Origin of the sequence: Halomonas sp. BDJS001 (genome assembly GCF_026104355.1) — a bacterium.
Taxonomy (GTDB): Bacteria; Pseudomonadota; Gammaproteobacteria; order Pseudomonadales; family Halomonadaceae; genus Vreelandella.
Genome location: NZ_CP110535.1, coordinates 2182744 through 2205660 on the forward strand (window position 1 = coordinate 2182744; position 22917 = coordinate 2205660).

General features: G+C 51.9%; 21 protein-coding genes and 2 pseudogenes. 9 read left to right on the forward strand and 14 right to left on the reverse strand.

Features of this window, described 5'->3' with window-relative positions; all coding sequences use genetic code 11:
• Nucleotides 1-38: 38 nt before the first annotated feature.
• Nucleotides 39-635, reverse strand: a complete 597-nt coding sequence (locus OM794_RS09965) for a TetR/AcrR family transcriptional regulator (protein ID WP_265154554.1) — start codon at nt 633-635, stop codon at nt 39-41.
• A 208-nt stretch (nt 636-843) separates the two neighbouring features.
• Here OM794_RS09965 and OM794_RS09970 point away from each other — a divergent pair, with 208 nt between their 5' ends.
• Nucleotides 844-1554, forward strand: coding sequence for a CPBP family intramembrane glutamic endopeptidase (locus tag OM794_RS09970; protein WP_226249406.1), 711 nt, complete (start codon nt 844-846; stop codon nt 1552-1554).
• A 70-nt stretch (nt 1555-1624) separates the two neighbouring features.
• Here the strand turns inward: OM794_RS09970 and OM794_RS09975 are convergent, their stop codons facing one another.
• The 3 genes from OM794_RS09975 to OM794_RS09985 form a co-directional block, all read right to left on the reverse strand.
• Nucleotides 1625-1810, reverse strand: coding sequence for a nuclear transport factor 2 family protein (locus OM794_RS09975; RefSeq protein WP_265154556.1), 186 nt, complete (start codon nt 1808-1810; stop codon nt 1625-1627).
• 2 nt (nt 1811-1812) lie between these two features.
• Nucleotides 1813-2022 carry a hypothetical protein gene (locus OM794_RS09980; protein WP_265154557.1) on the reverse strand — a complete coding sequence of 70 codons (210 nt, stop codon included), beginning with the start codon at nt 2020-2022 and terminating at the stop codon, nt 1813-1815.
• 158 nt (nt 2023-2180) lie between these two features.
• Nucleotides 2181-3203 carry an NADP-dependent oxidoreductase gene (locus OM794_RS09985; RefSeq protein WP_226249404.1) on the reverse strand — a complete coding sequence of 341 codons (1023 nt, stop codon included), beginning with the start codon at nt 3201-3203 and terminating at the stop codon, nt 2181-2183.
• A 413-nt stretch (nt 3204-3616) separates the two neighbouring features.
• On the opposite strand from OM794_RS09985, the pseudogene OM794_RS09990 reads away from it, so the two are divergent.
• A pseudogene (locus tag OM794_RS09990) lies at nt 3617-4387 on the forward strand (L,D-transpeptidase family protein); the annotation flags it as partial.
• Nucleotides 4388-4417: 30 nt separating this feature from the next.
• Here the strand turns inward: OM794_RS09990 and OM794_RS09995 are convergent.
• The 3 genes from OM794_RS09995 to OM794_RS10005 form a co-directional block, all read right to left on the reverse strand.
• Nucleotides 4418-5194 carry an AraC family transcriptional regulator gene (locus OM794_RS09995; RefSeq protein ID WP_226249403.1) on the reverse strand — a complete coding sequence of 259 codons (777 nt, stop codon included), beginning with the start codon at nt 5192-5194 and terminating at the stop codon, nt 4418-4420.
• 392 nt (nt 5195-5586) lie between these two features.
• Nucleotides 5587-6711: an MFS transporter gene (locus tag OM794_RS10000; RefSeq protein WP_226249402.1), complete on the reverse strand. Its 1125-nt coding sequence runs from the start codon at nt 6709-6711 to the stop codon at nt 5587-5589.
• Nucleotides 6708-7235 (reverse strand): TetR/AcrR family transcriptional regulator, encoded by a 528-nt coding sequence (locus tag OM794_RS10005; RefSeq protein ID WP_226249401.1) that lies wholly within the window; start codon nt 7233-7235, stop codon nt 6708-6710. Before OM794_RS10005 ends, OM794_RS10000 begins: the two co-directional genes overlap by 4 nt.
• Nucleotides 7236-8003: 768 nt before the next feature.
• Between OM794_RS10005 and OM794_RS10010 the strand changes: the two genes are divergently transcribed.
• The 7 genes from OM794_RS10010 to OM794_RS10040 all read left to right on the forward strand — a co-directional run bounded on the left by OM794_RS10010 (nt 8004) and on the right by OM794_RS10040 (nt 14193).
• Nucleotides 8004-8180 (forward strand): hypothetical protein, encoded by a 177-nt coding sequence (locus OM794_RS10010; RefSeq protein ID WP_226249400.1) that lies wholly within the window; start codon nt 8004-8006, stop codon nt 8178-8180.
• Between the two features lie 209 nt (nt 8181-8389).
• The gene (locus OM794_RS10015) at nt 8390-8566 is read left to right on the forward strand and encodes a hypothetical protein (RefSeq protein ID WP_226249399.1); all 177 of its coding nucleotides are present in this window, start codon (nt 8390-8392) and stop codon (nt 8564-8566) included.
• A 142-nt stretch (nt 8567-8708) separates the two neighbouring features.
• Nucleotides 8709-8885 carry a hypothetical protein gene (locus OM794_RS10020; protein WP_226249398.1) on the forward strand — a complete coding sequence of 59 codons (177 nt, stop codon included), beginning with the start codon at nt 8709-8711 and terminating at the stop codon, nt 8883-8885.
• A 533-nt stretch (nt 8886-9418) separates the two neighbouring features.
• Complete coding sequence (locus OM794_RS10025; RefSeq protein ID WP_226249397.1) at nt 9419-10063, forward strand: (2Fe-2S)-binding protein; 645 nt, start codon at nt 9419-9421, stop codon at nt 10061-10063.
• A 2-nt stretch (nt 10064-10065) separates the two neighbouring features.
• A complete protein-coding gene (locus OM794_RS10030) occupies nt 10066-11091 on the forward strand; it encodes an FAD binding domain-containing protein (RefSeq protein ID WP_226249396.1) in 1026 nt (341 codons plus the stop codon).
• Nucleotides 11084-13282, forward strand: coding sequence for a xanthine dehydrogenase family protein molybdopterin-binding subunit (locus tag OM794_RS10035; protein ID WP_226249395.1), 2199 nt, complete (start codon nt 11084-11086; stop codon nt 13280-13282). Before OM794_RS10030 ends, OM794_RS10035 begins: the two co-directional genes overlap by 8 nt.
• Nucleotides 13283-13299: 17 nt before the next feature.
• Nucleotides 13300-14193 (forward strand): AraC family transcriptional regulator, encoded by an 894-nt coding sequence (locus OM794_RS10040; protein ID WP_226249394.1) that lies wholly within the window; start codon nt 13300-13302, stop codon nt 14191-14193.
• A 99-nt stretch (nt 14194-14292) separates the two neighbouring features.
• On the opposite strand, the gene OM794_RS10045 is transcribed toward OM794_RS10040, so the two are convergent.
• From OM794_RS10045 to OM794_RS10075, 7 genes and pseudogenes are all read right to left on the reverse strand, one after another.
• Nucleotides 14293-15657, reverse strand: coding sequence for a sensor histidine kinase (locus tag OM794_RS10045; protein WP_265154560.1), 1365 nt, complete (start codon nt 15655-15657; stop codon nt 14293-14295).
• Entirely contained in the window at nt 15636-16133 is a 498-nt protein-coding gene (locus tag OM794_RS10050) for a response regulator transcription factor (protein ID WP_264167855.1), read from the reverse strand. The genes OM794_RS10045 and OM794_RS10050 overlap by 22 nt, the downstream gene beginning before the upstream one ends.
• A 283-nt stretch (nt 16134-16416) precedes the next feature.
• Nucleotides 16417-16842, reverse strand: coding sequence for a Rid family hydrolase (locus OM794_RS10055; protein ID WP_226249391.1), 426 nt, complete (start codon nt 16840-16842; stop codon nt 16417-16419).
• A gap of 302 nt (nt 16843-17144) precedes the next feature.
• A pseudogene (locus OM794_RS10060) lies at nt 17145-17285 on the reverse strand (IS481 family transposase); the annotation flags it as partial.
• A gap of 85 nt (nt 17286-17370) precedes the next feature.
• Nucleotides 17371-18420 carry an NAD(P)H-binding protein gene (locus OM794_RS10065; protein ID WP_226249390.1) on the reverse strand — a complete coding sequence of 350 codons (1050 nt, stop codon included), beginning with the start codon at nt 18418-18420 and terminating at the stop codon, nt 17371-17373.
• 135 nt (nt 18421-18555) lie between these two features.
• The gene (locus OM794_RS10070) at nt 18556-21708 is read right to left on the reverse strand and encodes an efflux RND transporter permease subunit (protein WP_226249389.1); all 3153 of its coding nucleotides are present in this window, start codon (nt 21706-21708) and stop codon (nt 18556-18558) included.
• Nucleotides 21709-21711: 3 nt separating this feature from the next.
• Complete coding sequence (locus OM794_RS10075) at nt 21712-22821, reverse strand: efflux RND transporter periplasmic adaptor subunit (RefSeq protein WP_226249388.1); 1110 nt, start codon at nt 22819-22821, stop codon at nt 21712-21714.
• Nucleotides 22822-22917 lie beyond the last annotated feature (96 nt).

A 22917-nucleotide genomic window follows, 5' to 3' on the forward strand; every position in this document is an offset into this window, starting at 1 on the left:
CTTCTTTGCAATTACTGACTCGGATAAACATGCAAAGGCTAAGTAGACTGCTCCTCACCAAAGGCGCTTTTAACTTTGGCATCCCAACCCATCATGGTGACCTGAGCCACTGATTCCAGCTCGGCTTGGGTTGCCCCGTCACGGGCTAAAATCGACATTCCGCTCTGAATCGTCTGTACGAAGCGGGCGAGTGAATGAATGTTGGTTCCAGTGGGAAGCTCCCCCTCATCAACGGCCAGCTCAAAGCGCTCTATAAGGCGCTCAAGCCCAATGGCTCGCGTCGAGCGCAGCAGTTCGCCCAGTTCTGGATGCCCTTCGCTGCCAACGGATGAGAGCGCCATCATGCAGCCTCGGGGAGTATCGTTTAAACAACCCGTCAGGGCTGTCGCGGATTCAGTTAATAACGACTCGACCGCTTCCCGGGCCGTTGCTGCAGAATAAAATTTGTTCCAAAAGTGCCCTTCATACGTCTCGCCGTAGTAGCGGACTGCTTCGGCGTAAAGGGATTCTTTTGAACCAAATGCCGCATACAGGCTGGGTGAGCCAATCCCCATGGCCTTCGTAAGATCTGCCATGGAGGTGGCTTCAAAGCCCTTTAACCAAAACAGGCGAGTCGCTTGATCCAGCGCGGCCATTCGGTCGAATGCACGAGGCCTCCCGCGGCTGCGAGTGGGGGGTGTTGCATTGTTTTGCGGCGTCGATTCGGAGTTTTGCATGACTAAAAATATAAACCTCTTGAAATGACTCGGCAACGTAATGGCTGTATTTTTGTGCAGATCAGTATTTAATGTTTCTCAATGAGATCATCTCTGTCATGCAAAGCAACAAAAGGATTTAAGTGCTATGTCATTTACATCGCAACCCCCAGGAAGTGCGATTTCACCAGAAGTAATTCCTCATCCAGGTTGGCGGGAGGTAGCACTCGGCCTCGCTGTTCTGGCCGTTCTCGGCTATGGAGGCGGCATACTCATTTCTCGGCTTGCCATCGACCCTGTGGCTATTGGCTTGATGTTTACCGCTCTTTCCGGCGTAGCGAGTCTGGCTGGTTTTTTTGCAGCCTTCTGGCGTATTCGTTGGTGGGCAGCGTTTGGAATTCGGCGCACTACCTATCGCTGGCTGTTTATCGGGGTGGCGGCTGGGGTGATTGCCTTTGTGATCAAAAGCATTGCGATCCTCGTCTACATCTCGCTGACAGGGGAGAGTACCAGTCCCCAGGAGATCTATGCGACAGGAGCGAGCGGTGGGATAATGACTGTTGTGCTGGCTACGTTTTTCCTGGCCGTTATAACGCCGATCGGCGAAGAGTTCCTGTTCCGAGGTGTGGTCACCACGGCCTTGCTACGTTATGGCCCTGTTGTTGGGGTAGTGGGTGGAGCATCTATCTTCGCTGTGTTTCATGGCATCAATATGGTGTTCCCCGCAGCGTTGGTAGTTGGTCTCATTGCCGGTGAAATCTTTCGGCGCAGCGGATCCATCTGGCCTGCCGTGGTTGTCCATGCGGTTGTCAACTTGCCCACTATACCTGTCATGGTGCTCGCTAATGTCGCTCAGTAAATTGAGAAAACCTTATCGTCTGATACCAGGCTAAATGCTTTTCTCTGCCCGGTTGATACATACTAAAGCATCAAAGAAAAACTTCGGCCGCGTGCATCAAGTCGGTGTACTCCTTTACCTGAATAATTTTTCCATCTTGAATCGTAAAGAGCATGTGATAATCATTTTCGTAGACTTTACCGGTTTTGGTGAAAGCAAAGGAGCGAATCTCAGCGGCCACGCGATCGCCTTCCGCAACCATATCGAGAACCTCCATCTTCAAGCCGCCTTGTAGGGATGCATATAGGTCATGCCAGATCTGTTCCATTTCGGGTTTGGTTTTTTTCCCGCTCCAGAAAATAGGTGCGGTTTTCCCTTGATCCACCAAATGGCATTTTCGCTCATCATGCTCAGTATCTCGTCAATAGCAGAACGCTCAAAATGGCTGCTGAAGCGTTCGACAATACGTTTGTTGTCCTGAATGCTCACTAGATGACCTTATTCAATTTTGGATGCTGCATGAAGGGAGAAACTTAAGAGGTTGGTCGCTAGGCCGATTTAAACAGCCAGCCCACTGTTGACCCATAAGAGAGGGCTGTTGAAGTTGCCTCCCAGCCCTCTCTGTTCAAACAGAGTTATCTATGAGTTCAATCGGTTCTGACAATCAGCTTTTTGCCGCTATGCTGGCCACCGAACAGCGATAGGAACGTCTCTGGTAGCTGGTTAAACCCGTCGATAAACTCCTCGCCGTACTTGATTTTGCCGCCTTCGATCAAAGGCGCCATCTCGGATAAAAACTCTGGAAAGGTGTCCAACACATTAGGAACAGCAAACGCCTTAATATCGATAAATCGGTAGTGAATCAGGGTGATCAGCCTTGGCAGATAGTTCACCCCCTTTGGAAGTTCGGTATTGCTGTAGTCTGCAATTGTGCCGCAGATGACCATTTTAGCGTGCGGATTAAAGTACTCCATTAGCACCGGGAAAATAGCACCACCCACATTCTCGAAGAAGGCGTCGATACCGTTGGGTAGAGCCCGCTCGAGCTGCTCTTCGAAGTCGTCGGCTTTGTAATCAATAGCGTCGTCAAGACCAAGCTCATCTTTTAGGTAAGCGACCTTAGCAGCTCCGCCGGCAATACCCACGACGCGATGACCGCGCAACTTGGCTAGCTGAGCGGCCGTAGAACCTACCGCCCCAGCGGCGCCAGTGACGACGAACGTGCCGCCGGGTTTGAACTCATGGAGTTTCGTTGTGCCGTACCAAGCAGTAAATCCGGTTAGACCAAGTGGCCCCAACGCTGTCGACAGAGGAGCTAAATCCGGATCAAGCTTACGGATGTCTGTTCCGTCTGAAACTGCGTAGTCCTGCCAGCCCGTCCACGTCTGTACATGATCTCCGGCGGCGAAATCTCGATGTTTACTCTCTTCTACCACCGCGACGGTAGGCCCCTGCATAGGGTCGCCAACGTTAATCGGTGGCAGCTCCGACGAGCCGTTGCCCATCAGGTTGCGTTGGTAAGGGTCGACTGAGAACAAGGTATTGCGAAATAGAACCTCGCCGTTCTGAGTCGATGGAATATCTTCTTGTACTAACTTGAAGTCATTTAGCGTAGCCATGCCATTAGGTCGCGCCGCAAGAAGAAACTTGCGATTCACTGCGTTTGCCATTTGTTTGCCTCAATCAATTAAAAGTATTGGCGGTCAGATAAGCAGTTCCCGAGTGCAAGCAGATCGACCTATCCCGCTAGCATTCTATTTATGTGTTAATCGATACATAAATTGGATGCTAGCACGGAATTTAGCTGAGTCAACAATTTTGTGTTGATTGGCATATAAATATTGACAGGCGATATCAGGCTCTTCTATTGTTTGTGTGCCAATCAATACACAATTTACCAGGAGAAAAGTGAGCGAAGGGATAAGTGTGGTGTAGTGCTAAGAGCTTCACGTAGGAAAGCATTAACAGTTTGGCAATAGCGGTGTGTTCATAGAGAGCTGTTTGACAATACTCTCACTTTATTAGCCGTTAATGCCCCTTCCTTCTGATTAATTTAAATACTGACTAGAGAATTGAATTGTCTATGAATTTTTACAGTCCTCATTCATTTGATAGATATTGCCAACGTCTTATATACGGCTTACTGGTGATAACCTTATGGCTTGTTCCTTCTCAGGTATTTGCCGAAACTTCAGTGAGCCAGGGTCATTACCTGCTACCAGCATCAGGCAATACCGTGGGCGAGAACTATACCGTTAGGGTAGAGAACGAAGAGGATACGCTGCTGGATATTGCGCATGCGCACGGTATTGGCTACGAAGAAATTCGTCGGGCCAATCCTGATGTAAGCTTTTGGGTGCCTGGCAAAGGAACACAAGTGCACATCCCGGCGCAGTTCATACTTCCCAATGTTGAGCGTAAAGGCATCGTCATCAATATTGCTGAATTGCGGCTTTACTACTACCCCGAAGCTCGAGACGGTGAAACGTCAAGTGTTCAGACTTATCCTATTGGTATAGGGCGCGATGGATTTAATACCCCTTTTGGTATTACCAAAACCACGATGCGACTGGAAGATCCAGCCTGGTACCCACCCGCATCGGTTCGACGGGAAGCAGCGGAGCGCGGCGATCCACCGCCCAGCGTTGTGCCGCCAGGGCCTGATAACCCGCTCGGTAAATACGCCATCCTGTTGGATATTCCTGGTTACTTAATTCACGGCACTAACCGACCGGACGGTATTGGTATGCGTGCTAGCCGAGGATGCATTCGCCTGCACGCTGACGATATCAAAGCGCTCTTCGATCAGGTGCGCGTCGGTACCCAGGTTAATATCATCAATGAGCCGGTGCGGGAGATGTCATCAATATAATGTTAGCGTTAGTTAGACGACTGCATAGGTTACGTCATGAGAGTTGCTGCGAAGTGCCTGGGCGTCCTGTTTAGGTGAGTAACCAAAGAGGCGAGAGTATTCGCGACTGAACTGCGATGTACTCTCATAACCCACCGCGGATGCGGCATGGGTTACATTGTTATTTTTGGCCAAGAGTTGCCGAGCCGCCCTAAGGCGAAGTGTTTTTTGATACTGAAGAGGGCTTGCTGCAGTGGCGGCTCTGAAGTGTCGATTGAGAGAGGGGACGCTCATTTCAGACATCTCAGCAAGCGCATTAATCGATAGTGGCTCATCGAAATGACCGCGTATCCAGTCAATGGCTCGCTTAACCTGCACAAGCTTACCTTCGTCTTGCGCGAGTTGCTTAAGGAGAGCGCCATGTGGGCTCTGCAATAAGCGATATAACAGTTCCCGTTCTCTTGGCGCCGCTAAGGCCGGAATGTCAGCAGGGGTGTCAAGTAGCGCTAAATAACGATCCCAAGCTTCCAGTAATTCACGGTCAGCCAGCGCTTCACTAAAGCAGGGAGTAGGTTCACTGGCTTGAGGAGAAGGTGGAATGTCTGCCATTAGTCTGACAAGAGCGTTATGGTCAATATTCAGGCCGGTGGCAACGTAGGGTTGTTCGTTTTCCACCTCAAATACGCATCGAGTCGAGGGTAGCTCGACAAGCGAAGCGAAAGAGTGGCCTGCTGGGTGGCGTAGCATCTTTTCGCCAATAAAGAGTTGTTTGGTTCCTTGAAGAACCAAACAGATACCCGCGCCGCACATAATGGATTGGGGACACTATTGCGTCGAACGACGGCTAGCACTGCCTGAGGCAAGACCGTATTCGCATGCACGCCACTTTCATGGCGCAGCACTCGATCACGTATTTGTTCTAGAAGATCCTTCATTGCTTGCTCTCAATAATCAGAGATTCCCTAACATAACTTTATGGATCGTATTAGGCAAGAAGTGACGATACTTAGCCTAATGTTGTTATTATCTTGAACGCATCAAGCATGTTTAAAAAGAGCTGACCGCATCTCCTAGCGCCTTTCGGCACGTTAGAGCCACTTATTTTTATCGCTTTCAATGAGCCGTTTGGAAGTGAGTGATATAACGTGGAGAAGGGGCTGCTGACGATTTTAGCTGAGCTTGAAGCGGTTCAGCATTAGACGCTAGACAGTTCCAGCTTTCGCCAGCCCTGCGGTAAAAGTAAGGCATGCAAATGCGATCACGGCGTGGTCAGCGGTTAATTGCTCCATTAACAGCCCAAAGAGTGGGGCGCCAGCCGTCTGGCCTATCGCGATAGTCAAAAAACCGATCATAAGGCCCGTTGCAGGCCGGTCGGGTAGCGCCGTAACGCCCCATACCAAATAGACACCCGTGAGCATGATGTAAGCCGCGCCAAACAACATGCCCCCGACGATTGCCAGTAGCGGAGTGGTGGCACTGGTGCCAACCAACAGAATACCTGCCGCTAATGCCCCCAGGAAAAGCCAGTGAATGTGATCGATTCCGAAACGTGCGACTAACGTTCCCGCGCTTGCTCCCACGATACCTGCCGCGCCGATAGCAATCCAAAGCAGCCCTGCGCCAGTGCTGCTCCAACCAAGCTGAAGCGTAACGAGCTGACCGCCGAATGACCAGAGCGCGGTGCTGGACGCACCCATCAGAAAAGATGCAGTAATCAAGTGGACAATGGCACGGGTAAGCGGAGGAAAACCGGCTGCGGTTTTCGAGGCTGTGTTGCTTCTACTTGGTACGCTGTACGCGGCAGCAATTGCCATTATAAAGGCGGCTACCGCAAAACCTGCGAAGGCTAAACGCCATTGTCCCCCCATCATTAATGCTACCGGCCCTGAGAGCACCACCCCTGCACTGGTACCGGCATTAATTATCGTATTAGTGGCACTTTGCCGATCAGCTCGAACGGCGGTGGCCACTGCCGCCGCCATGGGTGGAGAGGCGAGCCCCGTACTTGATCCTGCTAACATCACCGCACTAGCGAGCAGCAGGGGAGAAGGGGCTGTTGCGATACCCATCATGCCTATCGCTGCGACCAGGGCCGCGCCCACGGCAACGGCGCGAGCGCCAATTCGTTCGGTAAGAAACGCCGATAGAACGATGGCTATGCAGTAGCCTAGGAAAGACCCGCCGGATATTAAACCGCTCAAAGTGGGAGATAGGGAAAGGTCAGCGTCAATTTGCGGCAGAAACAGCCCAAAGGCGAAACGAGCAAAGCCGTAGCAAACGGCGATGAGACCAAAACCCGTTGCACCCAGATATAAGCTGGGACTCATGATCTTGCCTGCTGGATAAGTACCGAAGCAGCGTTACGCGCTGATGTTATCGATTCAGCACCGCGATAGACGGCAGCCGCCGTCGCGCCTTCGAACAGAATAAGAATTTGTTCGGCCAGTTCAGGATTATGTTTGCCGCCGGCCTCTATGAATATGATTTCCTGTATCTTTTCATAAAGCCATGATTTGTGTGCCATGACGGCTTCTGTGACTTCGGGTGTATCACCGCCGGTTTCTCCGTAAGCGCGCAGGAAAAGGCAACCTCTGCAGCTTTCCGTCTGCACCCACTTCTCTAAAGCGCCAAAGAGAGCATCGACGCTATTTACTTCGATGCTTTGCTGAAAACGTAGATGCCTTGCTCCCAGGACTTCAGTAATCAGCGCTGTTTTGCTCCCAGCGTGTTTATAGAGTGTGCGACTCGACATACTGGCGGCCTGGGTTAGCCGGTCCATACCTGTGGCGGTAAAGCCGTGGCGGTCGAAAAGATGTTCTGCAGCAGAGATTAGCTTCGTTTTAGTATCCATTCGTAAAGTGTAAAACGATCATTTTACATCGTCAAGTAGGATGCATATCACCTAGACGATAAGCTATACCTCCAAAAAGAGCTGAGGTTACTTTCACTCGTGCGGCTATCATTCAACCTCCAAAGCTGATACATGCCACCACTGTCTCACCCCACTACAGGCAATCTTTATTATACGAAAAGGCGTTTCGATCGGATTAGGCAAGGATTGGAGAGGATTTTGCCTATTGCTCTCATTACATTGCATCTATCATATGTTCATAAGGTGGCAAGCTGAGTAGCAAATCTCATTATTATTTTTTGCCAAACTAGGCATAAGATGAAAACCATTCAGACGTTAAACGCGGTTTTATTCTTGGCAGTAATGCTTGATTCTAGCGTATCGCTTGTCGAGTGAGTCTTTAAGTAAGAAAAAACTACTCCTCTCCCAACAGAAAAATTAAATCAGACCAGTATAAAACAAGTAGTGCCCGGCATTCTCCCTCCCCTCAAGATATTTCTATTTGATCAATGATGCTAATTATTTGTAGTTATTTTTCTGTGCGGTGATAAGGCCGCCCTCAATACTGGTTCCCATCACTGCATCGTGACAGCGGAAATTCTCACAAATAGAGCGCTTGATCGGATTAGGCAATAAATTGGCAGTATTATGCATTTTGATTCTGGGTTTTTGATCCTATCATGTATGTGTATGTTGTTTGTCACTCCCGGCTTGTTGCTATATAGCCGCTGAAGTTAAACAACCACTTTTAAGCACAAGGAGTTAATTATGAAAATGTTAAACGCAGCTTTAATTATTGCATTAACGCTTACTTCTGGCGCTGCACTGGCAGAACGAGGCTCAGGTGAAGATAACCGGATTATTTCACCTGAATCGACTTCTACCCAGCATGACGGTGATATTCGGAATATTCCACCGTCTGAAGTACTTGCGAGCAATTCCTAAACGACGTTGGGTACATGGTTCTAATGCCGGGCGGGTCTTGGTTTAGAGATGTCCAGCTTAAAGGAGCCAATTCAGCGACCATTTAATACTCTTGATCATTTTATCGAGACTATTGATCACCAATCGTACGGTGATGGCAGGCAAAATGCCTATCACCGAACAACATAAATTGTCGGATTAACCACTGCTAATCAAAAGGAATTTCAATCATGAAAATGTTAAATGCAGCTTTAATCATTGCATTAACCCTTACTTCTGGCGTTGCACTTGCAGAACGAGGATCAGGCGAAGATAACCGGATTCTTTCCCCTGAATCGACTGCTACGCAGCATGACAGTGATATTCGAAACGTATCACCTTCGGAAGTACTTGCTAGCAATTCCTAAACGACGCTGAGTCCATGGAAGACGCTTAGTAATATCGGGTGGGTCTATGCTTTAGTCCCGCCCAACAATATTACCAACGAAATTTATTCAAACGCCTTGTTTATTAGTTGTAAATAAGCGGTAGCTATGAAAGGAGCCAATCATGAAAATTTTAAACGCAGCATTCATTATCGCATTAACCCTTACTTCAGGTGTAGCTCTCGCAGAGCGAGGTTCGGCGGAAGGTAATAGCGTTATTTCGCCTGAGTCAGCGGCTGCACAGTACGCCAGTGAAACACGGCACTTTTCTCCCTCTGATTTGACAGAGCGAAATCCTTAATGTTGTTGGATATGTGGAGACAGTGACGAAAGTTGGCCAGGTTTTAGTTACTTGAATCTGGTCAACATCGTGCATATTTAAGGCATATCAAAATTACTTGCACTGCCGAGGACTAGATAACTGCTTTTCAATAAATAAGATCGTCTTAAATTTTCAAGTTTATTTATAATATCGCTGTTCATAATTCTGAATGCTCAAATGCGTGCAGGGATATGGAACGTGACCTCTAACCGCTACCGAAATATGACAATTTATTGGGGAGTCCACTTGTCGGGGGGGCTATTGTCCGCTAAATGTGAGGATGATGGCGTTCTTAGCTGGTTCTCGGCACAAATGCTAAGTGATAGGAATGCACCTGTCCTTGATAGGAATTGCATAGCCTGACGTGCAGGAAATCAACAGTATCAATAGGGAAGTATATGTCAATTTAAGCGTTTTCTTCGAAGAGTTAGGCTGCCGTTGAGCATTCAGTTGGCTGCGGTGCCTAGCTTGAGTCGTGATGTGTAGATATCTATAAGGATAGGGGGCTTCCAATGGATGACGACCGCATTAAGAACAAGCCCGTGTCAGAAGGGCGCCGCCGCTTCCTTATAGGGTCTGCTCATACGGGTGCCGCAGCACTTCTTTTAGGTGGTGGCGGAGGAGTGGCAACGGCGAAGGCGGGCACTGCATCAACATCTGAGCAAGTTCAGCCGGATATACGTGCAACGATACCTACAGAATTAAACGTCAACGGTATGAGTCACCGAGCTGATCTCGATAGCCGTATGACACTGCTTGATGCTCTTCGCGAAAAATTTGGCCTTACAGGGGCCAAAAAAGGGTGTGACCATGGGCAGTGCGGTGCCTGCACGGTGCTGATAGACGGTCGGCGCGAGCTCTCATGCCTAACGCTATCGGTTGCTGCCCAAGGGCGTGAGGTCGTTACGATTGAGGGGCTTGCCGAAAATGATGGACGGCTTCATCCCATGCAGCAGGCATTTATCGACCATGATGCTTTGCAGTGTGGGTATTGCACCCCTGGTCAGATACTTTCAGCCGTGAGCTGTGTTCGAGAAGGGCACGCTGGGAGCTCTGAGGAAATCCGGGAGTATATGAGCGGCAATATCTGCCGGTGTGCGGCCTACACTAATATCGTGGCTGCTGTGGCTCAGGTCAGCCAGCAGATGGGAGAATAATTGTGCAACCTTTTCATTACTCCCGCCCTTCATCGTTAGGCGATGCGCTAATGCAATGGCAAGGCAGTGTCGCGAACTCATCGGATACGACGTCAGCCGCATTTTTAGCAGGCGGCACAACGCTTGTCGATTTAATGAAACTTGAGGTTATTCAGCCCCAACGTATCATCGACTTGAGGGCGCTGTCTGCAACATATGAAGCTATTCGTGTGGACGACTCAAGTCTGCGCTTAGGTGCATTTGCCAAGATGGCCGATGTGGCAGGGCATCGCGATGTTTTGAACAACTTTCCAGTGATTGCCCAGAGCTTGTCCCTGGCTGCCAGCGCCCAATTACGCAACATGGCGACACTTGGTGGCAACGTGCTTCAAAAAACGCGCTGTGCTTATTATCGCGATCCTAGCTGGGAGGCTTGCAACAAACGAGCCCCAGGGAGCGGCTGCGCAGCACTAGAGGGGGCCAATCGACAGCATGCCATCCTAGGCACAAGTGAACACTGTATTGCGACCTACCATGGCGATTTTGGACAAGCGTTAATAGCACTGGATGCATCCGTCGTGCTGTCTGGTCCAAACGGTGTACGTGCTATCCCATTTGCTTCCTTGCACCGCCAGCCAGCCAATACCCCTCATACAGAGACGAATCTTCAGCTTGGTGAAATCATCACTGAATTTATCGTGCCGATATTGCCTTGGGCGCGTCGCTCGCTGTACTTGAAAATACGTGATCGTCAATCCTATGAATTCGCTGTTGCTTCTGCTGCTGTGGCCATGGAATTGGAGGGCGGCATCGTCCGCGATGTGCGAATAGCCTTAGGCGGTGTGGCCACGGCGCCGTGGCGAGCACGGGAAGCCGAAGATAGGTTGCGAGGCCATACAATAGATGAGGCAAGGGCAGCGGAAGCCGCACACATTGCTTTTGTTAATGCTGTTCCTCAATCACATAACGCCTTCAAAGTACCCCTTGGTCAGTCGACCCTGGTGCGTGCGCTGCTGGATGTCGCTTCAATGGAGGTGAGCAATGGCTAATGCAACGGGTCAATACTCGCAAGAGATTCTTGCTCAGTCAGCCACTCGCTATGAGGCGCGCGAAAAGGTAACCGGCGTCGCGAAATATGCCAGTGACGTCAATCTGGCTAATACTGCACACGCCTACTTACTAACCAGCAAAGTAGGGCGGGGAACGATTCAGTCGTTTGACCTTAACGTGGCTCGGTCAATCCCAGGGGTCATTGATATATTGACCTATGAAACGCTGGGTGATGCAGTGCGGCAAACGCTGGCGATTCTGGAAGGTGGCTATATGGCAGACTCCTTCCGGCCGCTGGGCTCCGCTCAGGTCGCCTATTGGGGACAGCCAATCGCCCTGGTGGTCGCTGAAACCTATGAGACTGCTCGCGAGGCAGCTCACCAAATCGCTGTTTCCTACAGTGAAACTCAGTTACCAGCGTCTACTTTTGAAGCCAAAGAGGCAGAGAGCGTAGCGTTGGAGCCCATGACGGTTAGCGTTGGCGATTTTGCCACAGCGTATGCAAAGGCTCCTATCAAAATTGGTGCGCGCTACTCAACACCTACGCAGCATCACAATGCGATGGAGCTTTTTGCAACCCAATGTGTATGGGAAGGTGAATACTTAACGGTGTATGAGCCAAGCCAGTATGTTAACAATCTCAAATTTGGTTTGGCGGAGCAGCTTGGAATACCGGCTAGATTTATTCGAGTCATCAATCCTTATGTAGGGGGCGCGTTTGGCGCGAAAGGATTTCTGACCCATCGCACGGCATTAGTGGCGATTGCCGCCCGTCGAACAGGGCGTCCTGTTAAGCTCGTTGCGACCCGAGAACACGGTTTTTCTGTCTCGGCTTATCGGGCAGAAACGCGCCATCAAGTGCAGCTTGCAGCTAATCGAGATGGCCGATTGGTTGCCCACCGGCATGAAGGCTGGGAAGTGACCTCGCGGTCAGATATGTTCGCTCTCGGTGCCAATGGTATGACGACGAGGCTCTACGCTTGTCCTAATATCGAGGGGCGTGTCAATGCTGTTCGAGTCGATCGTTCCACACCAGGCTTTATGCGGGCACCTGGTGAGGTTCCTTATGGGTTTGCTCTAGAGTGTGCGTTAGATGAGCTGGCCTACTCTTTGGACATGGATCCCATAGAGCTCCGACGCGTTAATGATACGGATATTGAGCCTATTGGTGGGCGGCCTTATACCAGCCGGTCACTAATGCGCTGTTTTGATGAAGCGAGCACCCGCTTTGGGTGGGAGCAGCGTACCCCCGCACCAAGGTCAATGCGTGAGGGGGATTGGCTAATTGGCTGGGGGTGTGCTGCTGCTTTCTACCCTGTTCAAGTGGGGAACACAGCCGCACGTGTTCGATTGTCCGCTGATGGTCGTGTCCATGTAGCAAGCGCTAGCCATGAGTTGGGTCAAGGTGCTTATACAATGATGGCGCAGGTCGCAGCTGACCAATTGGGTGTGCCCTTGGAGCAAGTCACCGTCGTTTTGGGAGATACTGAATTACCCCCTGCGGTGGTGGCAGGCGGGTCGGCATCGGCGGGTAGTCTCGCGCCTGCGATCATGGCGGCCTGTGATGCAATTCGTAAGCGCCTGGGTATCAATGATGCGCCTGGCGAGGATGTGATAGCTGCACTAGAAGCGTCAGGGTTAGGGATGGTGGAAGAGTTCGCTGAGACACGCGCGCCAGGTGCGTCACCAGAGAGTATTAAAGGGCTTTATCGTGGAATGGCCTTCCCTATGGGCGGCGTAAACCTTCCTGATCGGGTGCAGTTTGCCTTTGGGGCTCAGTTTGTTGAAGTAAGAGTCCATGCTCGCACCCATGAAATTCGAGTTGCCCGCGCTGTGGGTGCGTTTGCTGCCGGGAGGATCATCAGCCCGCGCATGGCCCACGGGCAACTGATCGGCGGCATGATATGGGGAATCAGTTCTGCGCTGCACGAGCAGACCGAGCTTGATGAGCGCAATGGCAGCTATATTAATGCCAACCTGGCGGAATATTTGTTGCCCGTCAACGCCGATATCATCGATGTACAAGCCATTATGGTTCCTGAAGAGGACCATTTGGTGAACGCCGCTGGGGTGAAAGGCGTGGGTGAGGTAAGTGTGGTGGGCATGGCGGCGGCAGTGGCTAATGCTGTCTACCACGCAACAGGAAGGCGTTTGCGAGACCTTCCGCTGCGGATTGACAACCTTGTATAAGGACATTGGATAATATAATGACGTCGACATTCCCAGACCTCGTAAAGGCCATCGAGCGGCATGCACGTTATGATTTTGAGACCCAGATCGACGGTTTCCTTGTTGTACGTGTGGACAGTCCTTCGGAGGTCATGAGGTTTGTTTACCGCCCCTCATTTGGGTTGGTTGTTAGCGGTACAAAAGAGTTGATGGTTGGCGAGCATCAGTTTCATTATCAACCAGGGGAGTCTCTACTGGTTGCTGTCGATGTCCCCGTCACCTCCCAGGTGACGCAAGCGAGCCAATCCGAGCCCTATTTGGCTATTCATCTGGAAATAAATCCTGAGGTCGTCGCTGACTTACTGCGTGAGCACACACACTTTCTGCCTAGTGTCACCACGGCAAATACAGTTGGAAAATGCCAGTTAGATCCTGAACTGATCGATCCTCTTGTGAGGCTGCTATCCCTGCTTAATCGGCCCAGGGATATCGCTGTTGTCGCGCCTCTGATCCGGCGGGAAATTGTTTGGCGACTGCTTCATGGCGAACATGGCATGCTGCTTGGGCAACTGGCTTTTGCCAATGGCCATACTGCGCGGATAGGGCAGGCGACCTCCTGGATCAGAGATAACTTTAATGAGCCTTTACGGATTGCAGAACTGGCGGCGCGAGTGAACATGAGCGTGCCGAGTTTTCATCGTCACTTTAAACAAGTGACTTCCATGGCCCCGGTTCAGTTCCAGAAGCGCGTGCGGCTTCAAGAGGCGCGCCGCCGCTTGCCTTATACCGATAGCATTTCATCACTCGCGTTTAGTATAGGGTATGAGAGCATCTCGCAGTTTAATCGTGATTACCGTCGCCTATTCAATCAAACGCCCAGCGACGATGCTGCCGCGTTACGCTCTGTCATACAGGCTGCCTCAGACCGTTAGTTTTGGCTAGCAACTTACCTTTAGCGCGTTAAAGAGAGCAGCTATTGCTCTGGCAGTATTTAATCCGGGGAAAGAGGAAAATGGCAACTGAACTCAAGCTTAAGTTTGTGTGGATAGCTTCAGTGTCAATCCAGGCTGGGCATTGTGAGCCGATAACGTCCAGCCGTGCGCCATGGCAATCTCCTGGCAGATGGCCAACCCTAAGCCGGCACCATGGTCGCGCCGATGCGCGCCACGCCAGAATCGCGCGAATAATAGCGGGAGTTGTGCCGCCTCGACACCAGGCCCGCGGTCACGCACGGTTATGGTATTACCTTGGATCTCCATGCTGACGGAGGTATGCGCGGGAGCATGCTGAATCGCGTTTTCCAGCAGGTTCTTGAGCAGGGTGAAGCATGCCCCACGATCGGCCTTCCATGTCACCTTATCGTCAACGGCGAGCACTGTTAAATGCACGTCGGCGGACTCCGCCATTCGCTGCAAGTAGGTGGCGACCGCATGGGCGATGTCCTGCATCCCTACCACGGTAAAATGGTAGTTATGCGCTTCGCTTGCTTCGGCCAGGAGTAACAGTTGTTGCACCTGGCGTGTCATATACTCGACATCGCTCAATAGCGCTGCGTGGTTATTTTTGCCATCCTCTATCAACTCGATCTGTCCACGGATTAATGCCAATGGGGTTTTCAGCTCGTGGGCCGCATGGCCCATAAATTCTTGCTGCAAGTGATAGCCCCGTTCTAGACGTTCCAAGGCGTGATTGAAGCTATCCACCAGCGGCGCAATCTCCACGGGGACTGCTTCTGTGCTGAGTCGGGCATCCATGGAGCGCGGAGAAATAGCCGCTGCGTAGTCTGATAGATCGCGCAGCGGCTTGAGGGTGTAACGCAAGGTAATAAAGGCACATAAACCGAAGGCGACGAACATCACAAAACCGAACACCGCGACGCCCGCCACCACCAGCGGAAAGGCTACGTGGTGGAGGATGTCCACGAATCTTGCGCTGGCAATAAACTGTAAATACCAGGTTCTTCCACCGTGTTCCACGGGTTGGGTGGCACCGTAGAAGGTTCTGTCATCATACTCAAAGCTAAAGTTGCCGCGCGTTAATCTCAGAAGGTTCCCGCTAGTCGGCCAGAACGCTTCTCCGGCGCTGGAAATGACAACCGCGTTGCTATTGTTATCTAGAATTCGATACGCGGTCTCGCGCTGTGGGCCTTCGAAGAGCCAGGCGCGGTCGTCTATGCTCGAGTCAAAACCAATCGGGATGCCTCTGTTATCGAAAACGATATTATCGGCCAGCCCTTCTGCAGCGTCTGACAAGTTCATTCGGGCCAGTAAATCGCTCTGAAGCACCACTGCAGCGGCAATTACCAGCAGTGTGATACTCAGTACCATCCCCGCTATATAGGCCAGCAGCACCTTAAGTTTCAGGCTATTTATGATCATCCTCTTGGCGAAGCGCATACCCCATACCCCATCCCTCTAACGTTGTCGAGTCGCTGGTGCGAGCCGATAGCCAGCAGCTTGCGGCGTAAGCGATGCAGGGCCACATCCAGGGCATTCTGGGTAACTGCCTCACTTAGCCCCCATGCCGCTGCCTCCAGTGCGCTGCGGCGTACTACCTCCTCATGTTTGTGTAACAGTAGTTGCATGATGTGCAGCTCCGCCGGGGCCAGTGTAATGCTCTCGTCGCTGCTGAACAGAACGCCACTTTCCGTATGCAGCCTTAGATCACCATGACTGGGGTCAATGGAGTGGAACTCAGCAAGACGGCGCAGTAAGGCCCGAACACGCGCTACTATCTCATCCATGGCAAATGGCTTGGGTAAGTAGTCATCGGCACCCGCTTCGAGTCCTTCTAACCGATCATGCAGCGCATCGCGAGCCGTTAACACAAGGCAGGGCACGTTAAGCCCCGCGTTACGCAGCTTTCTGAGCAATAGTAACCCATCCCCATCCAAGCACCAGTACCTGATAGTGCATCTGCTGGACGGCAGCCCATGCCGAATCAATGCGCTCAACGACATCAACAGCGATGCCTGCTGCGATCAGCCCTTTGCACATTACTCCTGACGTTTTATGAAAGTGCCATCATCAGAAAGGTTGTCTTACACGTTTCTTTCTGGTGGTTTATTTGATGTAACCGCCCGTTTTTAGAGGGGGCGGGTAGACGAGCTGTTCGTTGGCAAACCATGGGAAACATGACTAATAGGTTAACCATAGCTAACTGTTCAAAATGAACCCTGGCAATACCGCTTCAGCCTCGATAGCGATTAACCATTCTGGTTCGGCAAGGCCGTGCACAATCAACCAGGTGGCAGCCGGTGGTGCGATGGGGAAGCGATGTTTCAGCGCCTCCATCACCACTTGCTGATCGTAGCGAGCGGATTCGGCTAAGTAGATTCTCAGCATCACCACCCGCATCAGGTCGCCCCCGAGGGTTGAAAGTAATCGCCCGATATTGTCCAGTGCCGCTTCGGTTTGCTCAGGCAGTTCGGGGCCTGCCAACTCTCCGTCGGAATCGACCCCAACCTGGCTGGACATTAGTACCCGAGAGCCTCCCTGCACTATGACGGCCTGACTATGGCCTTCGATCAACGTATTGGGCAGGTTGGATGGATTGAGGGGTTTACGTTTTAAAATATGCATTACAACCTCCTACTCAAGTCAACAGGATAGTTTGAAAGGATTATTAATGATTAATCGCACTTAATAATCTTTGGATCTGATAACTCCCGCTGCATAGTACTGAGTGCGACTTAACTGTCAGGCGGTGAAAGATGTGCGTGTGACTACACTATTTGCCCGTATTTCTTTATTTTTTCTTACTGACATTAATTTTTGATTAAGCCTGATTTCAGTAAAAGCTGTCCAAGGCAAGTACCTAAATAGGTCTGTAAGTGTCGTGAGTGAGGAGGTTGCGTTTGTTGATCGTTCTTAACGGTCGGTTGTTACCTCTCGGGGCTCGCATGATTAATTACGCGTTTCCAAAATAATTCGGGTCTTTCAGTCTGCCACTGCTTCATTGCACCAATCGGGGCCTGATGGTGCAAGGCCTTCTGATTGATAGAGTGGTTGTACAGCCAGTTATAACTAATGCAAATGGCTGAAGATAAATATCTTTTTCACTACTTTACTAAGCTTTAATGCTGGTGCAGTAAAAATATGAGAATTCCGCTATACGACAATCAGTGGTCTTAATTCTTCTTCACACCACTGCCTGAAGGTGGTCGGCGTGCTGTTTTCAGGGGTGCGATCGACTCCGTTATCGATCCCCTCGTTCTTTGCCTTTGCCATGTCGGTCAGGCCTTGAGCCATGGTATCTGACATTCCTCGTTGAACGAAGCCAGCCTTATACGTTTCGAAAGAAACCTGCTCATAAATTACGGATTGGTCTAAAACGTCGGACATGATTCGCGCCATTTCATTGAAAGAGATGTCTTCCGGCCCTAGAACCGGCACTTCTTCCTGGCTGCGCCAAGTTGGATCAAGTAGTAGTTCCGTGGCGGCCGAAGCGATATCTCTGGTGGCGACGGACGGTAGTTTGAGGTCACCATCAATAGGCAGAAAGAATCTGCCCTGTTCGCTGATCGAGGAGACCTGACGAGCAATATTATCCATGAACGAAGGCATGGTTAGAGCTCTAAGCCCCACTCCAGTGCTCGCAATCAAATCGTCCATTGCAAGAGAGGCGGTAACGTGACCGGCATTTGCCGCCATTGGTGTGCCCCTGCCTAGTGCCGAAATGCTGACCACACTTCCCACGCCATTCCGCTGGATGGCCTCGCAGGCAGGGCGGGTGAAGTCTACATAGGCGCTCATGACACTCTCTGCGCGAGGATCCGGAGGGCATAACCAGAACAGACTACTGGCCCCCTCTAGCGCCTGATCAATGACGCTCGCATCACTATGTGAACCCTGAATGACGTCGACTTGCTCAAGTACTTGTGCAGGAAGGCGAGATGGATCGCGCGCGATAACTCGAATTTTTGCATCACTGGAACTGGCTAGTAAATTTGCCAGTACTTGCGAACCAATATTACCCGTCGGTGCAGTCACTACGATTCGTCTGTCTGTTATGTGGTTGGTTGCATTCGCCAGAGGAGAGAATCCAAGGCTCATGGCCAAGCCTGTTCCGGCACCCAAGGCAAGGCCACCAAGAAATTGCCGACGATCAATATCCTTTACTCCCATGAATTGCTCACTATGGTGTTGTTGGTTGTCCATGTTTCATCTCCTCTGACTGAAAGGTGGAATCGTATCGTGTTCTAAACAAGTTCTAGGATAGATATCTATTTCTGTACGAACTATGCTTTAAAGTCCGTATTACTTTTTTTATCGTCCAGAATTTATAGAGTTTTATTATCTTGAATGTTGGGCTCGCAGCCGTGATGCCCATCCGGCCAGGCGCTGTTGCCAACTGATGATGGTGACAATAAGACTGGGTAAGAAGGTCAGCGTAACAATGGTGGAGAATGCAATGCCAAACATCACGATGGCCCCTAGGCCACGATAAAGTTCGGTACCCGCACCAGGAATAAGTACCAAGGGAGCTACGCCTAGAATGGTCGTTAGGCTGGACATCAGTATGGCTCTCAGGCGGATGCGTACCGCATCTTCCACTGCTGAAGTGATCGATTCAGCACCTTCCTCTAGGCGCTTGTAAGTTTCTTGCACGATCAGAATCGGGTTATTGACCACCGCGCCAAGTAGCACCAGAAAGCCAAGCAGTGTGATCATGTCCAACGGCTGGTGGATGCCAAAAGAAGCGCCGATGCGATTGAGCATCGCCAGTCCGAGCAGCCCGCCCGCGAGACCCAGGGGAATCGTGGCCATGACGAACAAAGGCCGTCCCCAGTGACTGAAGACCGCTACTAGCATCAGATAGCACAACAGCACGGCAATCAGAAAATTTCCAGATACCGCTTCACGCGTCGCCTGCAATTGGTCGCTGGCGCCTGTGATATCCACTGATATACCGTGAGGTATCTCGCCCGCCGCGCGCATTTCCTCAATTAGCTCGGTGCTCACTCGCTCGACACCCGTTTCAAGGGCTACCGAACGTGGCGGGATAATGTTCAGCGTGACGGTTCGACGGCCATCCAGCCTGCGGATGCTATCGGTATCGGCCGATTCATGTAAATCGGCCAGCGCGGAAAGTGGCAGCACTGTTCCCGATGGTGTGGCGACAGGCAGGGTACTGAGGCGGCCTGCTTGCTGCTCGCTACCTGCGCTGCTAAATAAATAGATGTCGACCCTGCGGTCATCAAGGATCATTTCATCTGCGAATGCGCCATCGCTTAGCGCCGCTACTGAGTAGCCGAATCGATCTGCATCCAGACCAACCTCAGCGAGGCGCTCCCAACGTGGTCGAATCTCCCACTGCGATTGATCCAAACTTAATGAGCTTGGTTCGGAGCTAATCTGCGCGTTATCGAAGAGCGTTTCCGCACGAGCATAGGCTCGGCCTGCCACCTGATAAATGTCGGCAAGGTTAGCGCCAGAAACGTTTAGGTTGATGCTGCGCGTGCCGCCATCATTGCTGGAAATGATGGATCCGCGCGAAGCAAACGAGCGCATGCCCGGCCAGGCGGTGAAACGTGTCTCTAGTGCGCCCATTAAGAGTTCAAGATCGTCAGGATCTCTGGGGTCAGTGATTAGGCTGATGCCTTGGGGATCCACGAACATGGAGAAAAAGCGCATCGCGGGGATATTTGTCTCGCCCTGATGGAAGCGCTCCGAATCGTCCTCAAGACGCTGTTGCAACTCCGGAATTAGTTCTTGCGCAATACCCTCCATTTCCGCCAGGTTGTAGCCCGGTGGTGCGATCATGCGTGAGAAGATGCGCGCCTCTTCGCCTTCTGGCAGGTACTCGGCCGGTGGGGTCAACCACAGTACGGTACAGACAGCTGCACCAAACATCCCGATGAGAACAACCGCGCGGCGTAATGAACTGCTATAAAACTTGCCGAACCAGCGGCCTATCTGGTCGAACGAACTTACTTTGATAGAGGTGCCTAGTGGCTGTTCGTGCTGCAGCCACGCCGCCATGGACGGGAGCACCGTTACTGCGACTGCCATCGATGCCAGAATGGAGGCACAGATGGCAATAGCGATATCTGAGTAGAGCTGCCCAGCTTCCTCCTGAATAAACAGCGTGGGTGCGAATACGAGCACAGTGGTCAGGGTACATGCCAATACCGCAGGCCAGACTCGGCTTACTCCCGCCACGGCTGCATCGAAGGGTTTGAGACCACGTCTGCGCGATTGGTCAATGCTTTCCAACACCACGATAGTGTTGTCGAGCGTCATGCCGATGGCGAATGCCACGCCTGCCATCGAAATCACATTGAGTGTACGCCCCGCCAGTAGTAAACCTATGAAGGCGGCGATGGTGCAGATTGGAATGGCGACCGCCGCTACGAAAGTGCTGCGCGCTGAGCGCAGGAAAGCATACATCGTCAGCGTAGCCAGCAGCGTGCCTAGTAGCAGGTTGTTCCATACATTGGCGACGGAAGCCTCGACGTATTGGGCATCCTCATTAACGAGCGTCATTTCCAGGCCCAGTGGCGTCAACACCTCATTATTAACGGCTTCGACTTCTGGCAGTAAGGCGTACTTGGTCTGGACGACGTTCGAGCCCGTTTCGCGGCGTACAGCAAGTATCAAGGACGGTGTTCCATTGTAATAAGCTGAACTACGTAACTCATGGTGGCTGAGTCGTATGCTCGCGAGATCGGCTAGACGAATTGAAGCGCCATCGCGCTCGGCAACGATCAACTGGCCAATATCACCGGGTTCTCTGAAGCGCCCAACCGTTCGTACCAGCACACTGCGCTTGCCGTTATCCAGATCACCGCCAGATCGATCAAGGTTGCGCAGGCGCAAGGCATTGCGTATGTCTGTCATGTCCAGCCCACGCTCGGCAAGCTTATATGGATCGACCTCGATGCGAACCTGACGCTCTTCCGCTCCCATAATCTCAACTAGCAAGACGCCTTCAACGCGTTCAAGGCGAGGCCGAACTTGATCTTCCATAAAATGGCGGATCATTGCTAGATCGAGGCTCGCGCCATCCTCCGTATTCGGCCCAATGCGGAAGTACATGAACGGTTGATCTGAGGAGGAGGTCGTGGTGAGCGCTGGCGCATCAGCACTCTCTGGATAGCTTGAGACTTGGTTGAGCGCATTATTGGTTCTGATCAAAGCCTCGTTGATGTCGACACCGAAGGGGAACTCTAACTCAATATTAGCTTGCCCCGAACTGGCAGTGGAAACCATACGGCGCAAATTGGGTAAGGAGCGCAAGTACTGTTCCTGCTCAATGAGAATTTCCTGCTCCACGTCACGTGGTGATGCCCCCGGCCAGCGAGTGTCTACACTGATGGTGCGCACTTCCAGATCGGGAATCATCTGCACCGGCACGCTTAGTGCAGCGCTGACTCCCAGTACACACAATATAAGAACAGTAACCGCAATCAGGGTGCCGTGGCGGAGAATACGCTCAAATCCCATAGGTTAGCGCTCCGCCACATGCACAGACTGGCCGTCTGTCAGACTCTCATTGCCGCGAGTCACCACCCAGGAACCTTGCGTTACCGCGTCCCCAACGACAGCGACCTGGCCGTCCAGGTCATTGAGAATGCGCACGGTATGCCTGCGCGCCACCGATTGATCGTCGACGTTTTCGACAACGTAAACGCTGTGGTTGCCGTCGGGCTGACGCAGTACTGCGTCGCGACTGATGGCTATGGCATTAGTATTCTCTTGGGCGAGAGAAATTTCGGCGCGAGCCGACGTCCCTGGCAAGAGGTCGCCACCGGGAGCATCCACCTCTAATCTTAACAAGAACGTTCGGGTACTAGGATCGGTAACAGGAACCCGCGCACTGACGCGGGCAGGCAACGATGTGCCGTCAAGTGCGTCAGGTAATACACGCACCTGTGCACCTTCGTCGATCTGAATGAAGCGCTCTTGTGGCACGCGCAGATCCAGCCGGACACGTTCGGTCGCCACCAATGACAGCACCGGTGTACCACGCTCTACCCATTCACCCACCTCCGTGTGTTTTTCAGCTATCACGCCGGAGAACGGCGCTGGAAGCATATGGCGCGCAACGAGCTCTTCTTGCTCACGCACACTGGCGTGGGCAGAATCAGCGGCTGCTCTTGCGAGATCCAGGGCGGCCGTGCGTGCTCCGACCTCCGTAGCCGCAATAGCGCGTTGCTCAATAAGCCGCTGCGCTTCAACGACTAGACGCTCTGCCTCGCGTACGGCGGCGTCCGCCTCGGTCGCCTCGGCACGGATTCGCCAGAGACCATGATGTACAACGGTAGGGTCGAGTTCGAGGAGAGTCTCTCCTGCCTCGACAAACTCACCAGCATCCACATGTACTTGAGAAACAAGTCCGTCGGCACGAGGCGATAGCTGAGCTTGGCGCTCAGCCGTTAGGGTGCCGGAGATAGAGAAGCGTTCCCCGAACGTTGCTAGCTCTGCTTGTGCCACAGCAACATGCATCGCTGAAGCCGGTTCATCCGAGCTGGTTTGACGGGTCTGCGCATCGCAGGCGGCCAATATCAGTAAGGCGAGAATCGAGACGCTTCGATGGGCAACCGAAATCCACCTCATAGATTGAGCGCCTGACCAAAATATTCCGCCGCTGCGCTTTTCCGATCACCCGGATTATTGGATGCCGGTGTATTGATACATTCAATCTCATAGCAT